This window comes from Streptomyces sp. NPDC028305 (assembly GCF_055569495.1).
The window spans coordinates 539,088-559,557 of record NZ_JBVHTN010000008.1 but is presented as its reverse complement, the minus strand read 5'-3'; the positions used below and the strand labels follow the sequence as shown (position 1 = coordinate 559,557).

Below are 20,470 nucleotides of genomic sequence, written 5' to 3'. Positions count from 1 at the left end.
CCGGCCGCCCTGATATCTGAGGTGGGCATGCCGAGATTCACTGTCGCGCTGCGCGCGCTCGCCCTGCCCTTCGCCGCCCTGCTGGCCCTCTCCGCCCCCGCCCCGGCGCAGGCCCGGGCCGAACCCAAAGCGCCGAAGGAGTTCGTGGCGCTGAGCGCTGTGGACCCGACGATCCTCCAGGAGATCCGCTACGACACCCCGCACAACTTCACCGGCCACCGCGTGGACGGCTACCTCGAGCCGCTGTGCATCCTCACCCGCCCGGCCGCCGAGGCCCTGCACCGGGCGCAGGGCTCGCTGCTGCGCCAGGGCTACACGCTCAAGGTGTACGACTGCTATCGGCCGCAGCGCGCGGTCAACGACTTCGTGGAGTGGGCGAAGGACCTCGACGACCAGTCGATGAAGGGGGAGTTCTACCCGGATGTCGACAAGACGCGGCTGTTCGAGGACGGTTACATAGCCGAGAAGTCGGGGCACAGCCGGGGCAGCACCCTGGACCTGACGATCGTCAAGCTGCCCGCCGTGCCCACCCGTCCGTATGAGCCGGGCGAGAAGCTGGTGCCGTGTTACGCGCCGAAGGGCGAGCGGTTCCCGGACAACTCCGTGGACATGGGCACCGGTTACGACTGCTTCGACACGCTCTCGCACACGCTGGACCCGCGGATCCAGGGCGCGCAGCGGGCGAACCGGCTGCTGCTGAAGGACACGCTGGAGGCCCTGGGCTTTGTGAATCTGGCCGAGGAGTGGTGGCACTACACCTACAAGCCGGAGCTGTTCCCGGACACCTACTTCGACTTTCCCGTCTCGCACCGGTCGTTGCGCGGCCACTGAGGCGGGGGCTCCCCCGCGCCCGGCGGGCGGCGGCGCGGCTCACAGCCGGCCGCCCGCCGGGTCGGCGGAGAGCCGCTGCGCGATGTGGACGGGGAGCACGGAGAGGGCGACCAGCAGGGCGGCCACGACATTGACGACGGGCGCCTGGTGGGGCCGGGCCAGGTTCTCGTAGATCCAGATGGGCAGGGTGCTGGTCCCGGGCCCGGCGGTGAAGGTCGTCACCACGATCTCGTCGAAGGACAGCGCGAAGGCCAGCAGCCCGCCCGCGAAGAGCGCCGAGCGTACGGCCGGGAACGTGACGTGGCGGAAGGTCTGCCAGGGGCGTGCGCCGAGGTCGGCCGAGGCCTCGGCCATCGAGGGCGCCAGCCGGCGCAGCCGCGCCCCGACGTTGTTGAAGACCACGACGACGCAGAAGGTGGCGTGCCCGACGACCACCGTGAACAGGCCGAAGCCGACGCCGAAGGGGTCGAGGAAGGTGCGGAAGGCCGCGTTGAGGGCGATGCCGCTGACGATGCCGGGCAGCGCGAGGGGCAGCACCAGCAGGAAGGACACGGTGCGCCGCCCGAAGAAGCGGTGGCGGTGGACGGCGAAGGCGGCCATGGTGCCGAGCACCAGCGCGATGGCGGTCGCGGCGAGACCGGCCCGTACGGAGGTGAGCAGCGCTTCCCGCGCTCCGTCGCTGTGCAGCGCGGCGCGCCACCACCGGCCGGTCAGGCCGCTGGGCGGCCAGCCGAAGGACCGGTCGGAGTTGACGGAGTTGAGCAGGACGAGCAGCAGGGGCGCGTAGACGACGGCGAGCCCGGCGGCGGTGACACAGCCGAGGGCGATGCGGGCGGTGCGCGACAGCCGCACGGGCGGCACCTCCTTGAACAGGACGGGCGGGCGGGGTCTCAGAGGGAGTCGAGGGCTCCCGCCCGGCGTACGGCGGCCAGATAGCAGACGATCAGGACGACGGGCACCGCGGAGAGCGCGGCTGCCATGGGCAGGTCGAGGGTGATCTGCGAGGCGATGACGTTTCCCAGCAGCTGGGTCTTGCCGCCGACGATCTGCACGGTGATGTAGTCGCCGAAGGTGTGTAGCAGTCGTGCGAATGGCCTGAGGATCCTGGGTGTTTCTGGGCAGGCGAGCCGCACTTTCTGGATCGCCCGTTCGATAAATTCACGCGATCGGGTGAGATGTCCGGTGGGGCTGTTGCCGGTGAGAGCGACGGCGCTACGGTGCAGTCTTGGCCGCGAATCTTCATACCGCGTCGGCCTGCCAACAGAACAGGGAGCGGACTCCACAGCTCCCATGAACCAAACGCCCCGCGCCCGGGAAGCGACGCGGGGTCCCTGCCCCGACCGGGTCCACATCGGCTCGGAAAGCGTCCGGCAGGGCGACCTCCACCGCGCCAGACCCGCCGCGTCCAGCGGCGTCGACAGCAGCAGGAACCGAACACGATCGGCACCGACCGCACCAGGCGGCCACAACCGGCTCACACCCGCGGGACTCCAACCCCCGTCGGCATATCAACACGAGCCAACCACCCGACGTCGCCCCGGATCACCCAGGACAACTCAGGGAACCCAAGCCGATCAGAGACGCTGAGCGAGAAGGTGAAGATCGCCGATCGAGCCGAGGTAGGCCAGGGTCAGCCACAGCAGTGGCAGGCCGAGCAGGGCCTCTCGGGGGCCGGGGCGGGGGGGTGAGGATGGGTCGGGTGCCGGGCGGGCTGCGGGGGCTCCCATCCCAGCCCTTGATCTCGGTCCAGGCCCTGGTCCACTGGGCGTAGTCGGTGCAGGTGGTGTTTTTGCGTCCGTCGAGGCACTGCTTGATGGGCGTGGTCCAGAAGTGGACCTGCCGGTGGTAGCTCTCGTCGTCGGCGTGGTAGACGGCGCAGTGGCGGGGGTCCTTGGTCCGGGCGCATGCCTTGGCGTTGGGCGGGGCCTCGCCGAAGTACTCGGCGACCTGGGCGTTGACCTTCGGGGAGACGATCCAGTCGAGCCATTTGTAGGCGCAGTTGGGGTTCTCGGCCTTGGCGGAGACCATCCAGGTGTCGGACCAGCCGGTGGCGCCTTCCTTGGGCAGTACGGCCTTGACCGGCGCCTTCTCGGCCTAGGTGAGGTTGGCGATGACCTGCCAGGTGGTGCCGATGACGCTGTCGCCGCCCTAGAAGGCGGTGATCTCCTTCTGGTAGTCGCTCCAGTACTCCCCGATCGCCCGGTGCTGCTTCTTGAGCAGGGCGACGGCGGCGTCGAGCTGGCCGCGGTCCAGGGCGTAGGGGTCCTTGATGCCCAGCGACGGCTGGGTCTTCATCAGGTAGAGGGCGGCGTCGGCGATGTAGATGGGCGAGTCGTACGCGGTGACGTGGCCGCGGTAGGCGTCGGCGTCGTCGAAGACGGCGCGCCAGGAGTCGGGGGCGGGTTTGACCTTGTCGGTGCGGTACATGAGGAGGTTGGCGCCCCGGCCGTGCGCACGCGATGATGTTGACCTTGCCCTCGCCCTTGCCGAGCTTCTCCGGGGCCTTCGCCTTCTCGTCGTCGCCGTTCGAGCCACATGCCGTGGCGGCCAGCAGGGCGCACGCCACGGCCGCGGACCTCCCCACGAATGTCTTCCGCATCCTGGTCCTCCCCTACGACATGGCTGTCCGGGATCCCGCCAGTATCAGGGGCGGGATTCCGCCTCGCCAGGGCGCCTCATGCAATGTCCAGGTCAACCTCCCGGCTCAGCCGGGCAGCGGAAAGGCGTCGTCGTCGTCCCACAGCAGCCGGACATCGGCCTCGGGGCGGACGGCGCACGGGAGTTGAGCCAGGTTCTGCCGGATCACGGTCAGCCGGTCGCCGTGTGGAAGCACAACGGTGAAGCGGGTGTGCGCCCCGGCGTGCACGATGTCGGCGATGCGCCCGGTCACGCTCCGCTCCCCGTCGGCGGACGGCTCGGCGAGGCCGGCGAGGCGGATGCGCTCGGGCCGGATGCTGTAGGCGCCCGGGCGGCCCACCACACGGACGGCCGCGGCGCCGCGCAGCAGGTTGGTGCTGCCCATAAAGCCCGCGACAAAGGCGGTGGCGGGGCGCTCGTACACCTCCACAGGCGGGCCGATCTGTTCGATCCGGCCGTCAGAGACCACCGCGACGCGGTCGCTCATGGTCAGTGCCTCCTCCTGGTCATGGGTGACGAGGAGGAAGGTGATGCCGGTGGTGCGCTGGAGTTCCTTCAGCTCGGTCTGCATCTGCCGGCGCAGGCCGAGGTCGAGCGCGCCGAGGGGCTCGTCCAGCAGCAGCACGGCCGGCCGGTCGACCAGCGCGCGGGCCAGGGCGACGCGCTGCCGCTGGCCGCCGGAGAGCTCTGCGGGGCGGCGCGGCCCGAAGCCGTCCAACCGGACCGTGGTCAGGGCCTCGCGGGCGCGGGCGAGCCGCTCGGCCTTGCGCACGCCGCGCACCATCAGGGCGTACGCGACGTTCCGCTCGACATTCATGTGCGGGAACAGCGCGTAGTCCTGGAAGACGGTGCGCACGTCGCGGCGGTGGGGCGGCAGCGCGGTGACATCGCGGCCGGACAGCTCGACGCGGCCCGCGGTGGGCCGCTCGATCCCCGCGACCAGGCGCAGCAGGGTGGTCTTGCCGGAGCCGGAGGGGCCGAGGAGCGAGAAGAACTCGCCCTCGGGGAGGGAGAGATCGACGCCGTCGACCGCTCGTACGGAGCCGAAGTCCTTGCTCACGGCCGCCAGCCGGACCGCCGCTTCCGTCGTGGCCACGCGTGCTCCCTTCGCTGGGGTGGTACCCCTGATACCGGGGTTACGTGCCCCGCGGCCGCTGTGCCACACTTCTGACGTATCGTCAGTTCTGGTTGTCCCGCTGTCTGGGAGGCGTCGTGCCGCGCACCCGTACACCGGTGGTCCCCGGGTGGTTCACCGCCGAGGGCGAGGAGTTCCGGCTGCTGGGGACGCGGTGCCGGGTCTGCCGCTCGGTGTTCTTCCCCCGGGAGGACTCCTTCTGCCGCAACCCCGGCTGCGCGGGCACCGAGCTGGACGAGGTGCCGCTGTCCCGGCGCGGCCGCGTCTGGTCGTACACCGACGGCCGCTACCGGCCGCCCGCGCCGTATGTCAGCGACCCCGGCGTGGAGTGGCGCCCGTACACCCTGATCGCGGTGGAGCTGGCGGCCGAGCGGATCGTGGTGCTCGGGCAGGGCGCGCCCGGGGTGACCGTGGCCGACCTGGCCGTGGGGATGGAGGTCGAGGCCGTGCCCGGGGTGCTGAACGAGGACGCCGAGCACATCTGGACCACGTGGAACTGGCAACCCGTCAAGCGCGGCGCGCCCCGCGCCGAGGAGCGGTCATGACCGGGGCGGGCGGCGAGGTGGCGGTGCTGGGCGCCGGGATGCACCCCTGGGGGAAGTGGGGCCGCGGCTTCGTCGAGTACGGCACGGTGGCCGCGCGCGCCGCGCTCGCCGACGCCGGTCTCGACTGGCCCGCCGTCGACTCCGTGGTCGGCGCCAACACCGTGCGGAGCGGCTACCCCGGGCAGGTGGCGGGCGCGACCTTCGCGCGGGCACTGGGCTGGCAGGGGGCGCGGGTGACCAGTGTGTACGCGGCCTGCGCCTCCGGCGCGCAGGCCATTCAGACCGCCCGCACCCAGATCCTGGCCGGGCTGGCGGACACCGTGCTCGTCGTCGGCGCGGACGCGGCGCCCAAGGGCTTCTTCGCGCCCGTGGGCGGCGACCGGCCCGATGACCCCGACTGGCTGCGCTTCCGGCTGCTGGGCGCCACCAACCCCGCGTACTTCGCCCTCTGGGCCCGCCGCCGGATGGCCCGGTACGGCGACACGCCCGACGACTTCGCGCGGGTCAAGGTGAAGAACGCGGCCGCGGGGGCCGCCAACCCGAACGCCCGCTACCGCGCGGCGGTCAGCGCCGAGGACGTCGCGGCCTCCCCGGTCGTCGCCGACCCGCTGCGCCTGCTGGACATCTGCGCGACGTCCGACGGGGCGGCCGCGCTGGTGCTGAGCAGCCTGGACTTCGCCCGGCGGCGGGGCGTCCGGCGGCCGGTGCGGATCCGCGCCGTCTCCACCGTCACCCCGCGCTATCCGCGCACCGAGCTGGACCTGCCGGACATCGCGACCGACTCGGCGGCGGCCGCCCCGGACCCGGAGCCCGGCTCCTTCCGCTCCGCCCTCGCGCGGGCGGCATACGAGGAGGCGGGGCTCGGGCCCGAGGACCTGTCGCTCGCGGAGGTGTACGACCTGTCCACCGCGCTGGAGCTGGAGTGGTACGAGGACCTGGGGCTGTGCGGGGCCGGGGAGGGCGCGAAGCTGCTGAGCGAGGGCGTCACGGCGCTCGGCGGGCGGCTGCCCGTCAACCCGAGCGGCGGCCTCGCGTCCTTCGGCGAGGCGGTCCCGGCCCAGGCCATCGCCCAGGTGTGCGAACTGACCTGGCAGCTGCGGGGCCTGGCCGGGGAGCGGCAGGTGGCGGAGGCGCGGACCGGGATCACCGCGAACCAGGGGCTGTTCGGGCACGGGTCGTCGGTGATCGCGGTCCGCTGAGCGGCGCGGTGCGGGTCGGTGCCGGGTCGTCGCGGGGCGGCAATCGTGGGCCGCCGACCCGGGCCGCGCGTCAGGCCAGCGACAGGAACAGCTTCTCCAGCCGCACCCGGTTGCGCTCCCTGGTCTGCGGCCGGGCGCCGTTCTCGTCGGCGAGACAGTGCTGAAGACCGCTGGCGATGATCGCGAAACCCGCCCGGTCCAGCGCCCTGGACGCGGCCGCCAGCTGAGTGATCACCTCTTCGCAGTCCCGGCCGTCCTCGATCATCCTGACGACCCCGGCGATCTGCCCCTGGGCCCGGCGCAGCCGGTTCAGCACCGCGGTCAGCTCCTCGGCCGCCAGCTCCAGCTCCAGTTCCGGCTCCGGTTGCGGCTCCACAGCCACTCCTTCCAGATACCCGGCGGGCGACCTGCCCGGCCGGAGACGTCCCGAGACACACCACGGCCCGCACCCCGGACGGCGGGGTACGGGCCGTATCGCCGACGCCGACCTGGCGGCGCGCGCCGGCCTAGCGCCTGGCCGCGGAGGCCATCATCGCGTGCTCGACGACCGAGATGAGCACTTCCTTGGCGGATTCCCGCTGCCGTGCGTCGCACAGGACGACCGGCGTGCCCGGGTCGAGGTCGAGCGCGTCGCGCACCGCCTCCTCCGGGTAGCGCTGGGCGCCCTCGAAGCAGTTGACGGCGACCGTGAAGGCGATGCCGCGCCGCTCGAAGTAGTCGACCGCGGCGAAGCAGTCCTCCAGCCGCCGGGTGTCGGCGAGGACGACGGCACCGAGCGCGCCCGTCGCCAGCTCGTCCCACAGGAACCAGAAGCGGTCCTGTCCCGGGGTGCCGAACAGATAGAGCACCAGGTCCTCGCGGAGCGTGATGCGCCCGAAGTCCATGGCCACGGTGGTGGTCGTCTTGGCCTCCACCCCCGCGATGTCGTCGACCGGACGGCCCGCCTCGGTGAGCAGCTCCTCGGTGCGCAGCGGTTTGATCTCGCTCACCGCGCCCACCAGAGTCGTCTTGCCCGCGCCGAACCCGCCCGCCACCAGAATTTTCAGCGTGACCGGGTCGATGACGTGTGAGCGGCCCGGGTCAGAGTGCCCGTAGACCATTGATCACCTCGCGCAGAATCCTCTCGTCCGGCAGTTCCGCCGGAGGTACGGGCCGGGACACTCGGACGAGTGCGGCGTGCAACAGGTCACCGATGAGCACTCGGACGACGCCGACCGGCAGGTCGAGTTCGGCCGCCAGCTCGGCGACGGACTGAGGGGAGTCCCGGCTCATCTCGACGATGTCGATGTGCTCCGGGGACAACGTCTGGTCGGCGACGGGCACCTGGCTCACGCTGTCGGCGACGACCACCGCGATGAGGTCGAGCTTTCCCTCGGCCGCACTGCGGGTGCGGCCCCGTGTCATCGCGTACGGCCGGACCACCGGTCCCGCCGCGTCGTCGATCCAGTGGGCAGTGCCTTCACCCTCTGCGGTCATCTCCCCCCTCCCCCGTCACCCGCCGGATCGCGGCGCGCTGCCCAGATGCACGCCCACCCGCTTGACCAGCAGCGTCATTTCGTACGCCACCTGTCCGACATCCGAGTCCGCGTCGGCGAGCACGGCCAGACAGCTGCCGTCGCCGGCGGCGGTGACGAACAGGAAGGCGTCGTCGAGCTCCACGATGGTCTGGCGGACCCGCCCGACGTCGAAGTGGCGGCCGACCCCCTTGGCGAGGGAGTGGAAGCCCGAGGCCACGGCCGCCAGGTGCTCGCCGTCCTCGCGGGACAGGTCGCGGGAGCCGCCGGTGGGCAGGCCGTCCCCGGAGAGCACCAGCGCCTTGCGGATGCTGCCGACGCGCCCGACCAGTTCATCGAGCAGCCAGTTCAGCTCGCCCGATGCCCTCGGCGAGGCGTTCCGTGCTGCGTGCGGTGCGGTCATCGACCGTCCCCCTCATATGTTGTTCCAGGTGCTCTGTCCGCCCCACCACTGCCGCCGGACGTCTGGCGTCGGCCGCGCTGCCATCCCCGTTGGAGCGAGGCCATGGTGGCCCGCGCCTGCTCGGCGTCGCGTTCGGGGTCGGTCTCGGCAGGGTAGCGGTCCGCCTCGGTCTGCGGAGCGGGGTCGTTCTTCAACTGGGGTGCCAGGCTGGCCTGCCGCACCCGCTTGGGGAGGCCGGACGCCGACCGCTGGGCCGGCACGCCGCGCGCCGGGCGGGCGGGCTCCCCGTTCCAGGCCGTCGGAGCCTGCTGTTCGGGGGTGGGGGCGGGGGCACCTGGTCGGCCCGCGTTCCAGGGGGAACCGCCCTGGCCGCCGGCCGCGGACCCGTCCCGGCCGCCGGACGGAGCCCCGCCCTGACGGCCCGACGGGGATCCGCCCTGGCCGCCGCCACCGGACGGGCCCTGGCCCTCCGGGCGGTCCTGCCGCTGAGCCCAGGACGGCTGCCCGGCGCCCTGCGGCGGCCGCGCGTGCCGACCGCCGCCCGAGGCGCCCTGCACCGGGCGGCCGTGGTCCGAGACCAGCACCGGCGGCACCCGGCGGGGCAGCGGCGCCGGAGCGCCCTCGTCCCGCATGGCCGGGGCGCCGTCCCGCGCCTGCTGATGCTGCACCTCGGCGACCGGCTGATGCGGTTGGTGCGGTTGATGCGGTACGGGACCGGTGGGCCGGGCGCCCGCGGGCGGCGACTGCGACAGACCGCGGGCGCGGAAGATCGCGCCCACCTCGTCGTCGTCCTCGATGTCGCCCCCGTTCGCGACCGGCGCGAGCGGCACTGCGGACGGCTCGAGTTCGACCGGTCCGTCGACCACCGACACCTTGCGGCCCGCCCGGTCGGAGAAGGCGACCGGCGCCGCGTCGACGGCCTGAAGCCTGCTGTCCGGGCCCATCCTGACGTCGGAGACGCCGCGCTCCCGGCCGCGCTCGTAGGAGTCCTCGGCCTCCTGGCCCTGCTCGCCGCTGTCGGTGAGCAGGGTCGAGGGGATGAGCACGATCGCGGTGGTGCCGCCGTACGGGGAGGGCTGGAGCGAGACCCGGACGCCCTGCCGCTGGGCCAGCCGGCTGACCACGAACAGGCCGAGCCGGTCGGTGTCGGACAGCTCGAAGTCCGGGGTCTCGGCGAGCCGCTGGTTGGCCTCCAGCAGGGCATCGGACGTCATGCCCAGGCCCCGGTCGTGGATCTCCAGCGTGAACCCCTTGGCCACCCGCTCGCCGTGCACCTGAACGGAGGTGTGCGGGGGCGAGAAGACGGTGGCGTTCTCCAGGAGCTCGGCGATGAGGTGGGTGAGGTCGCCGACCGCCGGGCCGTTGACCGCGAGCCGCGGCATGCGCCGGACCTCGATCCGCTCGTAGTCCTCGACCTCGGCGACCGCGGCGCGGACGACGTCCATCAGCTGGATCGGCTTGCGCCACTGCCGGGAGGGGGCCGCGCCGGAGAGGATGACCAGGCCCTCGGCGTGCCGCCGCATACGGGTGGTCATATGGTCAAGGCGGAACAGGTCGGCGAGCTCGTCCGTGTCCTCGGTGCGCCGCTCCATGGTGTCCAGCAGCGTCAGCTGGCGGTGCAGCAGCACCTGGCTGCGGCGCGCCAGGTTGACGAAGACGTCGGAGACGCCCTGGCGCAGCTCGGCCTGTTTGACCGCGGCCTCGACGGCGGCCCGCTGGAGGGTGTTGAGGGCCAGGCCGACCTGGCCCATCTCGTCCGGGCTGTAGTCGCGGCGGGGCGCCTCGGTGTCCACATCGATCTGCTCGCCCGCGCCCAGACGGCGCATCACGTGGGGCAGCCGCACGCTGGACGCCTCCTGGGCGTCCTTGCGCAGCTGGGACAGGTCGCGGATCAGGCTGCGGCCGATCCGGAACGAGACGAAGATCGAGACGATCAGGGCCAGCAGGCCCAGGATGCCGGCGGCGAAGGCCCGCAGCATGACGTCGTCGGCCACCGGGTCGATGCGCTGCTGGAGGCGGTCGGTGGCCTCCTTGCCCAGCCGGTCGTAGTCGTTGAGCACCGGCTGGGCTGCGACCTCCCAGTGCTCCTCGTCCAGGGCCTTGAGCGCGTCGGACGGCTTGGTCGAGGCCATCAGCTTGCCCTCGGCCAGGCGGAGGGCGGCGGGCGCGGACTTGGTGCGCCGGTAATCCGCGAAGATCTTCTGCTCCGAGGCGGGCAGGATCGGCAGGCTGGTCTCGTACAGCAGGTTCCGCTCGGCGATCAGATCGGAGATCGCGTGCAGGTCCTCGGGCGTCATCCTGCGCGCCGTCAGCGCCGAGACGTACAGCGCGTCCTCGCGGGAGAGCGCCTCGCGGGCACGGATCATGGCGACCAGGGCGCGGCCCTGCTTGTCCAGGTCCGTGTCGGGCACGGCGTGCAGCGAACTGCGGAAGTTGTAGCAGAGGTCGACGAGTTTGTTGTAATACTCATATGTCGCCGCGCGGTTGATGCCGCGGTCCTCGACCTTTCGGCGCAGGGCGTCCAGGCCCTCGGTCGCCTTGAGGATGGCGGAGAGCTGGTCCTCCGACTCGTCGTTCATCATGTCGCGCACGCCGCCGTCCGTGGCGGCCTCGCGCAGGGTGCCCATGACCTCGTCGGTCTTGCGCTGGAGCGCGTGGAGGACGGGCAGCGCGTCGGCCTGGCGCGGATCGGCGAGCAGAATGAGGGTCTGGCGGCGCTCCTTCTGGATGGCGTGTACCGCATCCTCGGCCGGCTGACCGGCCTTGTCGATGATGTCGGAGGCGTCCAGCAGTCGAATCGCCTCACGAACGGTGATCACTGTAGCGAAGGCCCAGATTGCCGTCAGCGAGACAAGTGGCACCAGCAACAGCGCCACGATCTTCCGGCGGATCGATTTCCCGCGAAAGCGCATGGCCTCCCCAACGTCAACCCCGTTATACGGGGGCGGTGTTCGAGTTCCGACAACAAGCGGCGCGAGCCTACTACTGCCTGTTCTGCAACTCGAAGGCATGTCCGCTAGATGCCGGGGCAGGCCCACCCGGACCCCATCACGAGTTGTCCGGTGATGCCTGACTTACCCCCCGCTTTCCGGCCCTCCACTATCGGCTTCGACGGACGAGAATGAGTCAACCCTTGGCTGGTTTTCCCCTCTCTGGGGGAACCTCCCAGCGCTGTTATTCGTGCACTGAGGGGGCACAATAAGGGGGGACCTAAGGTGGAAACGACCCATGTCCCGCTTTTTGAATCCCGCAGGACCTGGGCAGCCGCTGAAAGGTGTAGGGGCTTCATGGACGCCATGGACAAGGATCGGGACATCCCGGAGCGCGCGGTGCGGCCGCTGTGGACCGAGGAACCGGCCCGAAGGCGCCGGCTGCCCGATCCGGTCCGTACGGCGGCGGTGCGGGCGGTCATCATCGTCGCGGTGACGTTGACGCAGGCGATGGTGGCGGTGCTGAGCACGCTGGCCGACTCATGGCTGGCGTTCCCCGCGGTGCTGACCACCGTGGCCAGCACGGTTCTGGCCACGTGGGGCGTGCTGGACGTATGGGTGACGCGGCAGGTGTGGAACCAGCGCTACGGGGTGGTGTCGCGGCCCAGCAGCACGGCGCGGGAGCTGCGCCGGCAGCGCCGCCGGGCCCGGAAGGCGGAGCGGGTCGGCTCGCCGCGGGCCGCGGAGCGCCGGTCGGCGCGCGGCGCGGCGGCCTGACGGGGCCTCATGGGGCCTCATGAGGCCTCAATGGGTTTGGCGCCCGCCCCCGCTGGGCGGGCGCCGAACCATGTGCTGCCTTCTACCACGGCGCGGCCCGCTGCGACGCCGACCGCCACGACGCGGCTCGCCGCGGCGCAGCTTGCCGCGGCGCAGCTTGCCGCGGCGCCGTCTGCCGCGGCAGGGGCTATCCCCGGCCGGGCTGCCCCGCCGGGGCGTCCGCCGGAGCCGGGGCCGAGGCCGGGGCGTCCGGGCGGCGGTACATCCGGGTCGCCGTGATCTGCCCGTGCACCTGGCCGTCCTCCGCGTCACGCTGCGGCAGCCCAGGACGCAGATGCTCCTCGACGCTGATGTACTTCAGCCCCGCGCGCAGATCCGCGTCATTGCGCAACCGGATGACCAGCGGAAACTCGGCGAGCGCCGTCGTGTCGAACAGGCCCGTGGTGTAGAGCAGCTGGACGCCCAGCGCGTCCGCGACCGCCCGCTGGAGCTCCAGCAGATACGTCGCGTTGGCGCGCCCGATGGGGTTGTCGAGGAACAGCGTGCCCGCGTGGCGGTGCCGGTCCCGGCCCCGGTCGTTGCTGCGCAGCGCCGCCATCGTGCAGTACAGGGCGATGGCGGCGGTCAGCAGCTGGCCGCCGGAGAAGACGTCGCCCATCTGGCGGACCGGCACCCGCTCGGCGCGCAGCACCGCGTCCGGCTTGAGGATCTCGACGGCCACACCGCGCGGCTGGAGCGCGGCGTCCACGCCGCGCAGCAGCAGCGACATGCCGTCGCGGCGCAGGTCGGAGTTCTTCCGCACGGCGGAGCGGGTCGCCTCGTCGATGACCTCGCCGAGCCGCTCGGCGAGCATCGCCTGGTCCGGATCCTCGAAGCGGATCCGCAGGAACTCCTGGCCCGACCACTCCCCGAGCCCTTCGGGGAGCCGGGAGAGCCGCTGGGCCGAGCGCAGGGTCGCCAGGGACGACTCGACCAGGCCGCGCAGCCGGTCCACGATGCTGTCCCGGTTGCGCTCCAGCTGGGCCAGCTCGTCGGTCAGGACGCGCAGCCGGGGCGCGAACGCCTCGGCCCACGCCGCGGCGTGCTCCGGCAGCGCGGCCGCGGGCAGCTCGCGGATCTGCTGCCGGGCGGGGGTGCGCACCTGCTCGTAGCGGGTCGCGTTGGCATGCCGTACGAGCACGTCGCTCGCCTCCCGGACGGCGGCCTCGGCCGCCGACAGGTCACCCGCGCAGCCGCGCAGCGAGCGGCGGGTCTCGGCGGCCGCCTGCCGGGCCTCCGCGAGGCTCCCGGCGTACGCGTCGGGCTGCGCGTCCGCCCCGTCGACGGCCGCCTCCTGGTGGTCGCGGAGCAGGTCCCGCAGCAGCGCGGCGGTCTCCTCGAAGCCGCCCGCCGCGTCCTCGGCGGCGCGGTGGGCGCGCAGCAGCTCGCTGTGGGTGGTGCGGGCGGTCTCCAACGCGTCCGTACGGGTGCTGAGTTCGGCGTTGGCCGTCCGCAGCAGTTCCTTGGCCTGCTCGGCGTCCTGCGGGACCATCCCCTCCGGCAGCTCGGTGTGCGCGTCGCCGTCCGCGGGCGCCAGCCGCTCCGCCTCGCCGCGCAACCGGCCCAGCTGCTCGCTCGCCGCCGACGCGCGCGACTCCATCGTGTGCACCAGCGACTCGGCGCGGGCCGCGGCCGCCTGGCGGGACGGGGCGTCCGCGCCGTCGGTGCTCTCCAGCAGCTGCGCGGCCCGGGTGCGGACCTTGTTGGTGAGCCGGTCCAGCGAGGCCAGCGCGGCGCTCTCGTCGCTCTCCGCACGGGCCTGCTCGGCGCGCAGGTCGGCGCCGACCCCGACCTTCTCGTACACCTGCGAGGCCGCGCGGTACGCCTCGCGGAGCGCGGGCAGCGAGGTGGTCGGCGGGGTGCCGTCCGCCACGTCGTCGGGCGCGCCCGCGATCTCGGCGCGCTCGGCGCGCAGCGCGCGGGCGGTGCGGTGCGCGTCGTCGGCCGCGCGCTGGGCCGCGCGCCGGTCCTCGTCGGCCGCGCGCGCCCGGTCCACGCACGCGGCGGCCCGCTCCTCGTACTCCGCGGCCTCGTCGGCCAGTTCACGCAGCCTGGTCTGCCACGCGGCCCGCTCCCGCAGCCGGAACGCGAGCCCCGCCAGCGCGTCGGCCGCCCGGCGGGCCCGCTGCGCCGCCTCCTGCCGCTCGTCGCGCACCCGGGCCGTCTCGCCGGCCGCCTCGTCCGCCTCCACCCGCGCCGTACGGGCCTCCGCCAGCTCCTGCTGCGCCTCCTCGGCCGCCTCACGCCCGCGCTCGGCCGCCTCCGCCAGCTCCGCGAGCCGCCCCGGCGGGCAGCCCGTACGCCACGACGACAGCCGCGCCGCCAGCGCCCGGTCCCCGGCCAGCCGGGCCGCCAGCCCCCGGATGTCCTCGTCCCGCGCGGTGGCCCGCGCCCGCAGCTCGCGCCGCTCGTCGTCGGCGGCCCGCTCGTCGTGCATCGCCGGGTTCGGCGGCACCAGGAACACCCCGCCGTCCTGCGCCCCCGGCGGCGGCGTCGGCGCGAGCAGCGCGGCCGCCGTCCCGACGGCCACGGCGGAGCGCGGCAGCAGCGACGCCGTGGCGAGCGCCTCGCGGGCGCGGACGTGTGAGTCGGGGTCGGTGATGACCACCCCGTCGACCAGCTCCGGCCGAGCGGCCAGCACCGCGGCGTGATCGGTGGGGTCCACGGCCTGCGCCAGATACCGCCAGCCGGGCAGCGCGGGGATGCCGTGCTCGCCCAGGTACTCCACCGTCGCCAGCACATCCGGGCTGGGCGGCAGCAGCCCGCCGTCACCGAGCGCGGCCAGGATCCGCGAGTCGTCGGCCGCGGCCGTACGCAGGTCGAACAGCTGCCGCTCGGCGGACGCGACGCTCTCGTCGAGCAACTCCCGCAGCGCGTCGGCGCTCCGATCGAGCTCCTCGGCGCTCAGCGGCCCCTCCCCCCGGACCCGCCCGGCGGCGCCACCCGCCGCCTGCCCCCGGCCCGCGCGCCCGGCTGAGCCACTGGCGCCGCTCGTCGCGCCCTCACCCCGCCGGGCCGAAGCCCCTGCCGGGTTCCCTTCCCCGCGAGCCGTAGCGCCCCTGGCTCCGCCCGCCGCGCCGCCGGCCGGGCGTACGGCGCCGCCGGTCGGGACGTCGGTCGCGGGCACGACCACGTCCGTCGCGCCATCGGCCCGGCGCGCCGCGTCGCCGGTCGCGTCCGCACCTTGGCCGGGGGTGACGCCCTCATCGCCGGTCGGGCCGGCTTCCCCGGGAGCCGTGTCACCCTTGGCTCCGCGCACCGCCCTGCCTGACGCACCTTCGGCCGGGCGCACGGCATCGCCGGTCGGGCCGCCAGGCCCGGACACCGCCACGCCGGTTGCCCCATCGGCGCCGCGCGCCGCGCCGCCGGTCGGGCTCTCCTCCCCACGAGCCGTGGCGCCCGTCGCGGCCTCGGCTCCGCCGTCCCCGTCGGCGGGCGCATCCCCGGCCTGATGGGCCGTAACGCCGGGCGCGCCCTCGGCCGGAGGAGTCCCCGCGTCCGCCGCGGGCCCGCCGACGGCGGCACCCGGCCCGCCCAGGCCGGGCTCACCGTCGGCCGGGCCGTGACCGGCCGCCGCGGCGTCATCCTGACGGGCCGTAGCGGCCGTTGCGCTCTCGGCGCTGCCAGACGTGGCGGGCCGGTCGTCGCTGAGTTCGGGGGACCAGCAGTCCTCGTCCGGGGCGGCCGGGTCGGCGGTGCCCGCGCTCTCTTCGGGGGCGTTCTCCGGCTCGTTCACATGGGCGGAGACGCCGCCGGGCGGGCGGGCTTCGGCCGGTAGGGAGCGGGGGTGGCGCCCGGGGGCGGGCTGCTCCAGTTCGTCGACGCGCATCGTCACCGGCCCGGGCGAGCCGGCCTCGGCCGCCAGCGGCCGCCCGGCGCGGGGGGCCGGGACGGACGGGGTGGCCGGGGTGGCACCGGGGAGGCCGAGGAGTTCGACGAGGCGCTGTTCGGAGCCGAGGGACTCGGCCGCCCGGCGCTCCGCGTCGTAAGCCGCCTCCGCCGCGCGGGACGCGTCGGCCGCGCGGGCGGCGGCCAGCTCCGTGCGGGACTGCTCGGCGGCGGCCGCCTGGGCGGTGTCCGCGGTGCGGCGGGCCGCCTCGCGGGCGACGTCCCAGGCGGCGACGGCGGTCTTCTCCGCGTCGCTGGCGGCGAGGGCGGCGCGGGCCGGATCGGCGTCGGGGGCGGAGTCGTCCAGCCAGCCGGCGCGGACCGCCTCGGCGGTCTCCTGCTCGACCTCGGCGAGCCGCTGCCGCAGGTGCTCGGTCTCGCTGCGGGCGCGCTGGGCAGCCGTGGCGGCGGCGGTGGCGTCGCGGTGGGCGGCCTCGCCCGTCTCCTGGAGGGCGGCGGAGCGCTCCTCCTCCTCGTTGGCCAGCCGCTCGCCGTCCTCGGCCGCCGCGTGCAGGGCGCGTACGAGGTCGGCGGCGGCCTTGGCGCGGGCGGCGAGCGCGGGGGCGGCGTCCCGCTCGGCCTCGCGGATCGCGGCGGCGACGCGCGCCGAGCGGTCGGCGGCGGCGCGGTGGCGCAGCACCGTCTCGGCGGCCTGCCACGCGGAGTGCAGGGTGCGGGCGTCGTTGACCTCGCGGCGCTGCGCGGCCGCGCCCTTCTCCGCTGCGGCCAGCGCCAACGAGGCGTGCCGGTAGGCGATTTCCGCGGCGACCAGGGAGCTGCGCCCGCGCGCCTCCTCCGCTTCGGTGACGGCGTGGGCCGCGGTGGCGACCTGCTGGGCGAGTTCGGCGGTGCGCTCGCGCTCCTCGGCGCCGCGCCCGGACAGCCGCCGGGCGAGCGTGCGGGTGCGGCGCTCGGCGCCCGCGTGCACCCCGCGGGCCTGCTCGCGCCGCTCCCCCGCGTCCGCGATGCGCGACAGCAGATCCAGCGAACCGGCCGTGAAGTCGCGCTCGGCGGTCAGCTCCGCGCGGCGGCCCAGCTTGTGGGCGAAGCCGTGCACGAGGTCGGCGAGCCCGTCCGTGTCACGGGTGTCGGTGACGGCGCGCAGCAGTAGATCGGTGAAGTCGGAGTCGTTCTTGACGGCGAACAGGCCGGCGGCCTCGCCCTCGTCGGCGTTCATCTCCCGCTGGTAGCGGAAGAGTTCGGGGTCGAGCCCGAGCTCGCCGAGGTGCTCGTTCCAGCGCTCGTGGATCTCCACCCAGACCACGTCGAGGTGCGGATAGGCCTTGTCCGCCTCGGTGATCGCGTCGCGGAAGCCCTTCATGGTGCGGCGGCGGCCGCGGGCGGTGGAGGCGCCCTCGACGATGGGCCGCACCGCCGCGGACTCCGCGACGGGCAGGGAGTCGAGGCTCAGCCCCGGCCCGGGGCGGAAGGAGTACCACGCCTCGGCGAACTTCCGCGGGTCGTTGGACACCTGGCGGCCGCGCCACTCGCTGACCTTGCCGACGACGACGGTCTCGCCGGTGACGGTGTGCTGCCACTCAAGCGCGACATGCCCGCAGTCGTCGGCGAGCAGGAACTTGCGCAGCACGCCGGAGCTGGCGCCGCCCAGGGTGTTGCGGTGGCCGGGGAGCATCACCGAGAAGATCAGCTTGAGCAGGACGGACTTGCCGCCGCCGTTCTCCAGGAAGAGCACGCCGGCGGGCGCGGGGCGGCGCGGCGGGCCGACGGGCTCCTCCTCGAAGAACTCCGCCTGGGTGGGGGCGGGGCTGGGCACCGGCTCGCCGACTCCGCGCAGGTCCAGGACGGTGTCGGCATAGCGCGCACCGGCCGGCCCGATGGAGTAGAGGCGGACCCGGGACAGCTCGTACATGGCGGCGGACTCTCGTTGTCGTGACGGTGGTCGGTAGGTGCGGGTCGTCGGGTGGGGGCGGGGGTGCCCAGGTCGGGTCAGGTGGCGTGGAAGGGCAGGCCCGCGTCGGCGACCAGGTCCAGGTCGTCGCCTTCGTCCGGCGGCAGCAGGGTCGCGCTGCCGTCGCTCATGGGCACCACGCCCAGTTCGAGCAGCTCGGCCATGGCGGCGCTGCCCGCCATGTCGCGGACCTGGAGCTGGTAGCGGGCGGTGGTGCGGTACGCGCCTCCTGCGTCGTCCCCGGTGCGCTGGAGAAAACCGGAGTCGACGAGGAAGGCGACGGCCTTGCCGACGATGCCGGTCGTCGAACCGGCCAGCCGCCGCGCGTCCTTGGTGGCGCCGGTGGCGCTGCGCCGCGCGTACACCCGCCAGGCCGCCTCCAGGCCGGGGGCGTCGGTGGTCGGGTCGGTGTTCTCCCCCTGCTCCTCGGCCCGCTCCTCCAGGCGGCGGCAGGCCTGTCGTACGAAGGCGTCGATGCCGTTGACCGTGACGCGCCCGATGTAGCCGTCGTCGGCGAGGTCCTCTGGGCGGGGGAAGGCCATGGCGGCGACGGCGAGATGGGCGAGGCCGTGCAGGAAGCGGTCGGCGGAGTCGGTCGAGGCGCGGCGGGCGTAGTCGCCCATGCGGACGGCGAAGACGGAGTCCTCGGCGGCGGCCAGGGCCATCCCGGCCCGGGTGGAGACCTCGAGCACGATCAGTCCGAGGCCGGCGGCCACCGCGTCGGCCAGCCGCGCGAACGCCGGGTCGTCGCGGTGGCGGCGCAGCAGCTCGGCGTACTCGACGTCACGGGCGGGCAGCAGCTTGGGCTGGAGCCCGAAGGCGACCAGGCGCGCCGCGTCGGCCGCGTCGGCGGGGGTGAGGGGCGCGCCCGCCGACGCGCCCGCACCACCACCTGACGCGCTTGCTGCCCCCGGCGCGCCCGGGGCCGACGGCATCAGGTCAGGTTGGGCGGCGTCCGCGGGATCGTACTCGGTCACGGGTGAAGCTCCTTGGGGGCGGCGGTCCAGCGGGCTGCGGCGGGCCGGCGGGCGTCAGCGGTCCGGCGGGCCGCGGCGGTCTCGCGGGCCGGGGCCGGGCCGCCGTATCGGCACAACACGCGCATTACGCCACCTCCGCGCGGTCCGCCGCCATCCCGGCCGCGTCCAGCATTGCCATGCCCACGATCAGATCCGCGCCGCCGAACTCCGGGTCGTCCAGATCGGTGCCGTCGTCGACGGCGAACAGCAGCCGCTCCTCGCCCTGGCGGTAGGCGGTGCCGACGGGCGGGCTCGCGGCGTGCACGGCCAACAGGGCGATCAGATACGGGAGTTCGCGGTCGCGGCGGCGGGCCTCGGCCAGGAGGCCGGAGAGCCTGCGGGGGGCGTCGGCCGGGAGGTCGAGCAGCTGCATGGCGGTCGCCAGCTGCTCCTCGCTGAAGCGGCTGTCGTCGGGGGTGGCGATCAGGTCCGGCTCGGGCATCTCCGCACCCAGGTGCTCACGCTCGACGGGCGGGGTCAGCAGCATGTCCACCAGGTCGCCGACGCGCACGGACGTCGGGGTGCGCAGCCCCGTGCCGCGGGCGAAGAAGGCGTCGGTGACGCGGAGGGCGCGGTCCACGGGGAGCGGCAGCACGGGCGCGAGGAGCTGCCCGTACAGGTCGAGCCCGGCGCGCGCGGCCGGTGTGGCGAAGGCCTGGCGGTCCTGCTCGGCGCGGAACAGCGGCCCGGCCTCCAGCAGCCGGGACTGAAGCTGGGTGTGGCGGCGGATGCAGTCCTTCACTATGTCGACGAGCTCGGCGGCGCGGCGCTTGTTCTCGGCGCTCTCCGCCTCGTCGCGGGCCTTGCGGATATTGGTCAGGATCGCGTTCTCATGGCGGTAGCGGTCGGCGACGTGGTCCAGGGCCTCGCTGATCAGGTCGGGGACCGTGCTCAGCCAGTCGACGGCGCGGACGTTGCGCCGGGTGGCGTCCAGGGTGCGGCGCAGCGTCTCGGAGTACTGCACGGTGCGGTAGCGGGCCTGCTCGGCGGCGAGTTGGGCGTCGGCGAGGCGGCCGCGGCTGACCAGCACCTCCAGCTTCACCTCGGCGGCGATCTGGGCGCTGGTCACGTCCGTGTCGAGCGCGCCGACCAGGACGTTGACCGCCTCGTCGGTGGTGCGCAGATAGACGCTGCCGCCGGGGCCCGGCACCTCTTCGACCAGTTTGAAGTCGTAGTCGCGGCGCACATAGACGCCGTCGGGGCCGAACGTGCCGTACACCGCGCGGAAGCCGCGGTCCACACTGCCGACGTTGATCAGGTTTTCCAGCACCCAGCGGGCGACGCGCTCGTGCTCGGTGGCGGGCCGCTCCGGGGCCTGGGCGGCGACGCGAGGGAGCAGCCTGGCCACTATCTCGTCGTGGTCGGCGCCGGTGTCGAAGTCCATGTTGAGCGTGACCAGGTCGATGGCGGCGAGGGCGACCTCCGCCATCGCGTACACCGAGTACTCACCCGCCAGGCTGCCCTTGCGCGCGTCGAGGTCGTGGAGCGGCGCGGTGCAGGCGAGCGCGCGGAGCCGCCGGGCCAGGCCTTCGTCGGCGGCCGGGCCCGGGGCCGGGCGCGCGGCCCCGGCGTACCCGTTGAGCTGGGGCGCGGCCGCCCCAGGCGGTGGAGAAGTCACGTCGCACAGATTAGGCGCTCCTACCGACA

14 protein-coding genes and 2 pseudogenes are annotated in these 20,470 nt (G+C 74.1%); 4 read left to right on the top strand and 12 right to left on the bottom strand.

The window, feature by feature from the left end; translation table 11 throughout:
- Nucleotides 1-27: 27 nt before the first annotated feature.
- Entirely contained in the window at nucleotides 28-831 is an 804-nt protein-coding gene (locus ACZ4WQ_RS35805; protein ID WP_311726769.1) for a M15 family metallopeptidase, read from the top strand.
- Nucleotides 832-870: 39 nt separating this feature from the next.
- On the opposite strand, the gene ACZ4WQ_RS35800 is transcribed toward ACZ4WQ_RS35805, so the two are convergent.
- From ACZ4WQ_RS35800 to ACZ4WQ_RS35785, 4 genes and pseudogenes are all read right to left on the bottom strand, one after another.
- A complete protein-coding gene (locus ACZ4WQ_RS35800) occupies nucleotides 871-1,683 on the bottom strand; it encodes an ABC transporter permease (RefSeq protein WP_398376458.1) in 813 nt (270 codons plus the stop codon).
- A gap of 38 nt (nucleotides 1,684-1,721) precedes the next feature.
- Nucleotides 1,722-1,904, bottom strand: a pseudogene (locus ACZ4WQ_RS35795) (ABC transporter permease); the annotation flags it as partial.
- Nucleotides 1,905-2,562: 658 nt separating this feature from the next.
- Nucleotides 2,563-3,282, bottom strand: a pseudogene (locus ACZ4WQ_RS35790) (extracellular solute-binding protein); the annotation flags it as partial.
- A gap of 253 nt (nucleotides 3,283-3,535) precedes the next feature.
- Entirely contained in the window at nucleotides 3,536-4,564 is a 1,029-nt protein-coding gene (locus tag ACZ4WQ_RS35785; RefSeq protein ID WP_398376456.1) for an ABC transporter ATP-binding protein, read from the bottom strand.
- Nucleotides 4,565-4,680: 116 nt separating this feature from the next.
- Between ACZ4WQ_RS35785 and ACZ4WQ_RS35780 the strand changes: the two genes are divergently transcribed.
- Both ACZ4WQ_RS35780 and ACZ4WQ_RS35775 read left to right on the top strand, forming a co-directional pair.
- A complete protein-coding gene (locus tag ACZ4WQ_RS35780; protein WP_361185138.1) occupies nucleotides 4,681-5,148 on the top strand; it encodes a Zn-ribbon domain-containing OB-fold protein in 468 nt (155 codons plus the stop codon).
- A complete protein-coding gene (locus ACZ4WQ_RS35775; protein WP_398376453.1) occupies nucleotides 5,145-6,347 on the top strand; it encodes a lipid-transfer protein in 1,203 nt (400 codons plus the stop codon). The genes ACZ4WQ_RS35780 and ACZ4WQ_RS35775 overlap by 4 nt, the downstream gene beginning before the upstream one ends.
- Nucleotides 6,348-6,417: 70 nt before the next feature.
- Here the strand turns inward: ACZ4WQ_RS35775 and ACZ4WQ_RS35770 are convergent, their stop codons facing one another.
- The 5 genes from ACZ4WQ_RS35770 to ACZ4WQ_RS35750 all read right to left on the bottom strand — a co-directional run bounded on the left by ACZ4WQ_RS35770 (nucleotide 6,418) and on the right by ACZ4WQ_RS35750 (nucleotide 11,176).
- Nucleotides 6,418-6,699, bottom strand: a complete 282-nt coding sequence (locus ACZ4WQ_RS35770) for a metal-sensitive transcriptional regulator (protein WP_311726974.1) — start codon at nucleotides 6,697-6,699, stop codon at nucleotides 6,418-6,420.
- Nucleotides 6,700-6,853: 154 nt separating this feature from the next.
- Nucleotides 6,854-7,447, bottom strand: a complete 594-nt coding sequence (locus tag ACZ4WQ_RS35765) for a GTP-binding protein (RefSeq protein WP_311726774.1) — start codon at nucleotides 7,445-7,447, stop codon at nucleotides 6,854-6,856.
- A complete protein-coding gene (locus ACZ4WQ_RS35760; protein ID WP_311726775.1) occupies nucleotides 7,428-7,823 on the bottom strand; it encodes a DUF742 domain-containing protein in 396 nt (131 codons plus the stop codon). The genes ACZ4WQ_RS35765 and ACZ4WQ_RS35760 overlap by 20 nt, the downstream gene beginning before the upstream one ends.
- Before the next feature lie 15 nt (nucleotides 7,824-7,838).
- Nucleotides 7,839-8,264 (bottom strand): roadblock/LC7 domain-containing protein, encoded by a 426-nt coding sequence (locus ACZ4WQ_RS35755; protein ID WP_311726776.1) that lies wholly within the window; start codon nucleotides 8,262-8,264, stop codon nucleotides 7,839-7,841.
- A complete protein-coding gene (locus ACZ4WQ_RS35750; protein ID WP_398376450.1) occupies nucleotides 8,261-11,176 on the bottom strand; it encodes a sensor histidine kinase in 2,916 nt (971 codons plus the stop codon). Before ACZ4WQ_RS35750 ends, ACZ4WQ_RS35755 begins: the two co-directional genes overlap by 4 nt.
- A 303-nt stretch (nucleotides 11,177-11,479) precedes the next feature.
- On the opposite strand from ACZ4WQ_RS35750, the gene ACZ4WQ_RS35745 reads away from it, so the two are divergent.
- Complete coding sequence (locus ACZ4WQ_RS35745; RefSeq protein WP_385344454.1) at nucleotides 11,480-11,971, top strand: hypothetical protein; 492 nt, start codon at nucleotides 11,480-11,482, stop codon at nucleotides 11,969-11,971.
- A gap of 187 nt (nucleotides 11,972-12,158) precedes the next feature.
- On the opposite strand, the gene ACZ4WQ_RS35740 is transcribed toward ACZ4WQ_RS35745, so the two are convergent.
- The 3 genes from ACZ4WQ_RS35740 to ACZ4WQ_RS35730 form a co-directional block, all read right to left on the bottom strand.
- Nucleotides 12,159-17,768 carry a hypothetical protein gene (locus ACZ4WQ_RS35740; RefSeq protein WP_398376449.1) on the bottom strand — a complete coding sequence of 1,870 codons (5,610 nt, stop codon included), beginning with the start codon at nucleotides 17,766-17,768 and terminating at the stop codon, nucleotides 12,159-12,161.
- 77 nt (nucleotides 17,769-17,845) lie between these two features.
- Nucleotides 17,846-18,784, bottom strand: coding sequence for a hypothetical protein (locus ACZ4WQ_RS35735; RefSeq protein ID WP_311726780.1), 939 nt, complete (start codon nucleotides 18,782-18,784; stop codon nucleotides 17,846-17,848).
- 124 nt (nucleotides 18,785-18,908) lie between these two features.
- Entirely contained in the window at nucleotides 18,909-20,441 is a 1,533-nt protein-coding gene (locus ACZ4WQ_RS35730) for a hypothetical protein (protein ID WP_398376447.1), read from the bottom strand.
- Nucleotides 20,442-20,470: the final 29 nt, after the last annotated feature.

Bases quoted from the DNA above. Each gene is read 5' to 3' on its own strand.
- ACZ4WQ_RS35775 (WP_398376453.1), top strand. From the start codon at position 5,145: ATGACCGGGGCGGGCGGCGAGGTGGCGGTGCTGGGCGCCGGGATGCAC.
- ACZ4WQ_RS35760 (WP_311726775.1), bottom strand. From the start codon at position 7,823: ATGACCGCAGAGGGTGAAGGCACTGCCCACTGGATCGACGACGCGGCG.
- ACZ4WQ_RS35755 (WP_311726776.1), bottom strand. From the start codon at position 8,264: ATGACCGCACCGCACGCAGCACGGAACGCCTCGCCGAGGGCATCGGGC.
- ACZ4WQ_RS35750 (WP_398376450.1), bottom strand. From the start codon at position 11,176: ATGCGCTTTCGCGGGAAATCGATCCGCCGGAAGATCGTGGCGCTGTTG.
- ACZ4WQ_RS35740 (WP_398376449.1), bottom strand. From the start codon at position 17,768: ATGTACGAGCTGTCCCGGGTCCGCCTCTACTCCATCGGGCCGGCCGGT.
- ACZ4WQ_RS35805 (WP_311726769.1), top strand. From the start codon at position 28: ATGCCGAGATTCACTGTCGCGCTGCGCGCGCTCGCCCTGCCCTTCGCC.
- ACZ4WQ_RS35765 (WP_311726774.1), bottom strand. From the start codon at position 7,447: ATGGTCTACGGGCACTCTGACCCGGGCCGCTCACACGTCATCGACCCG.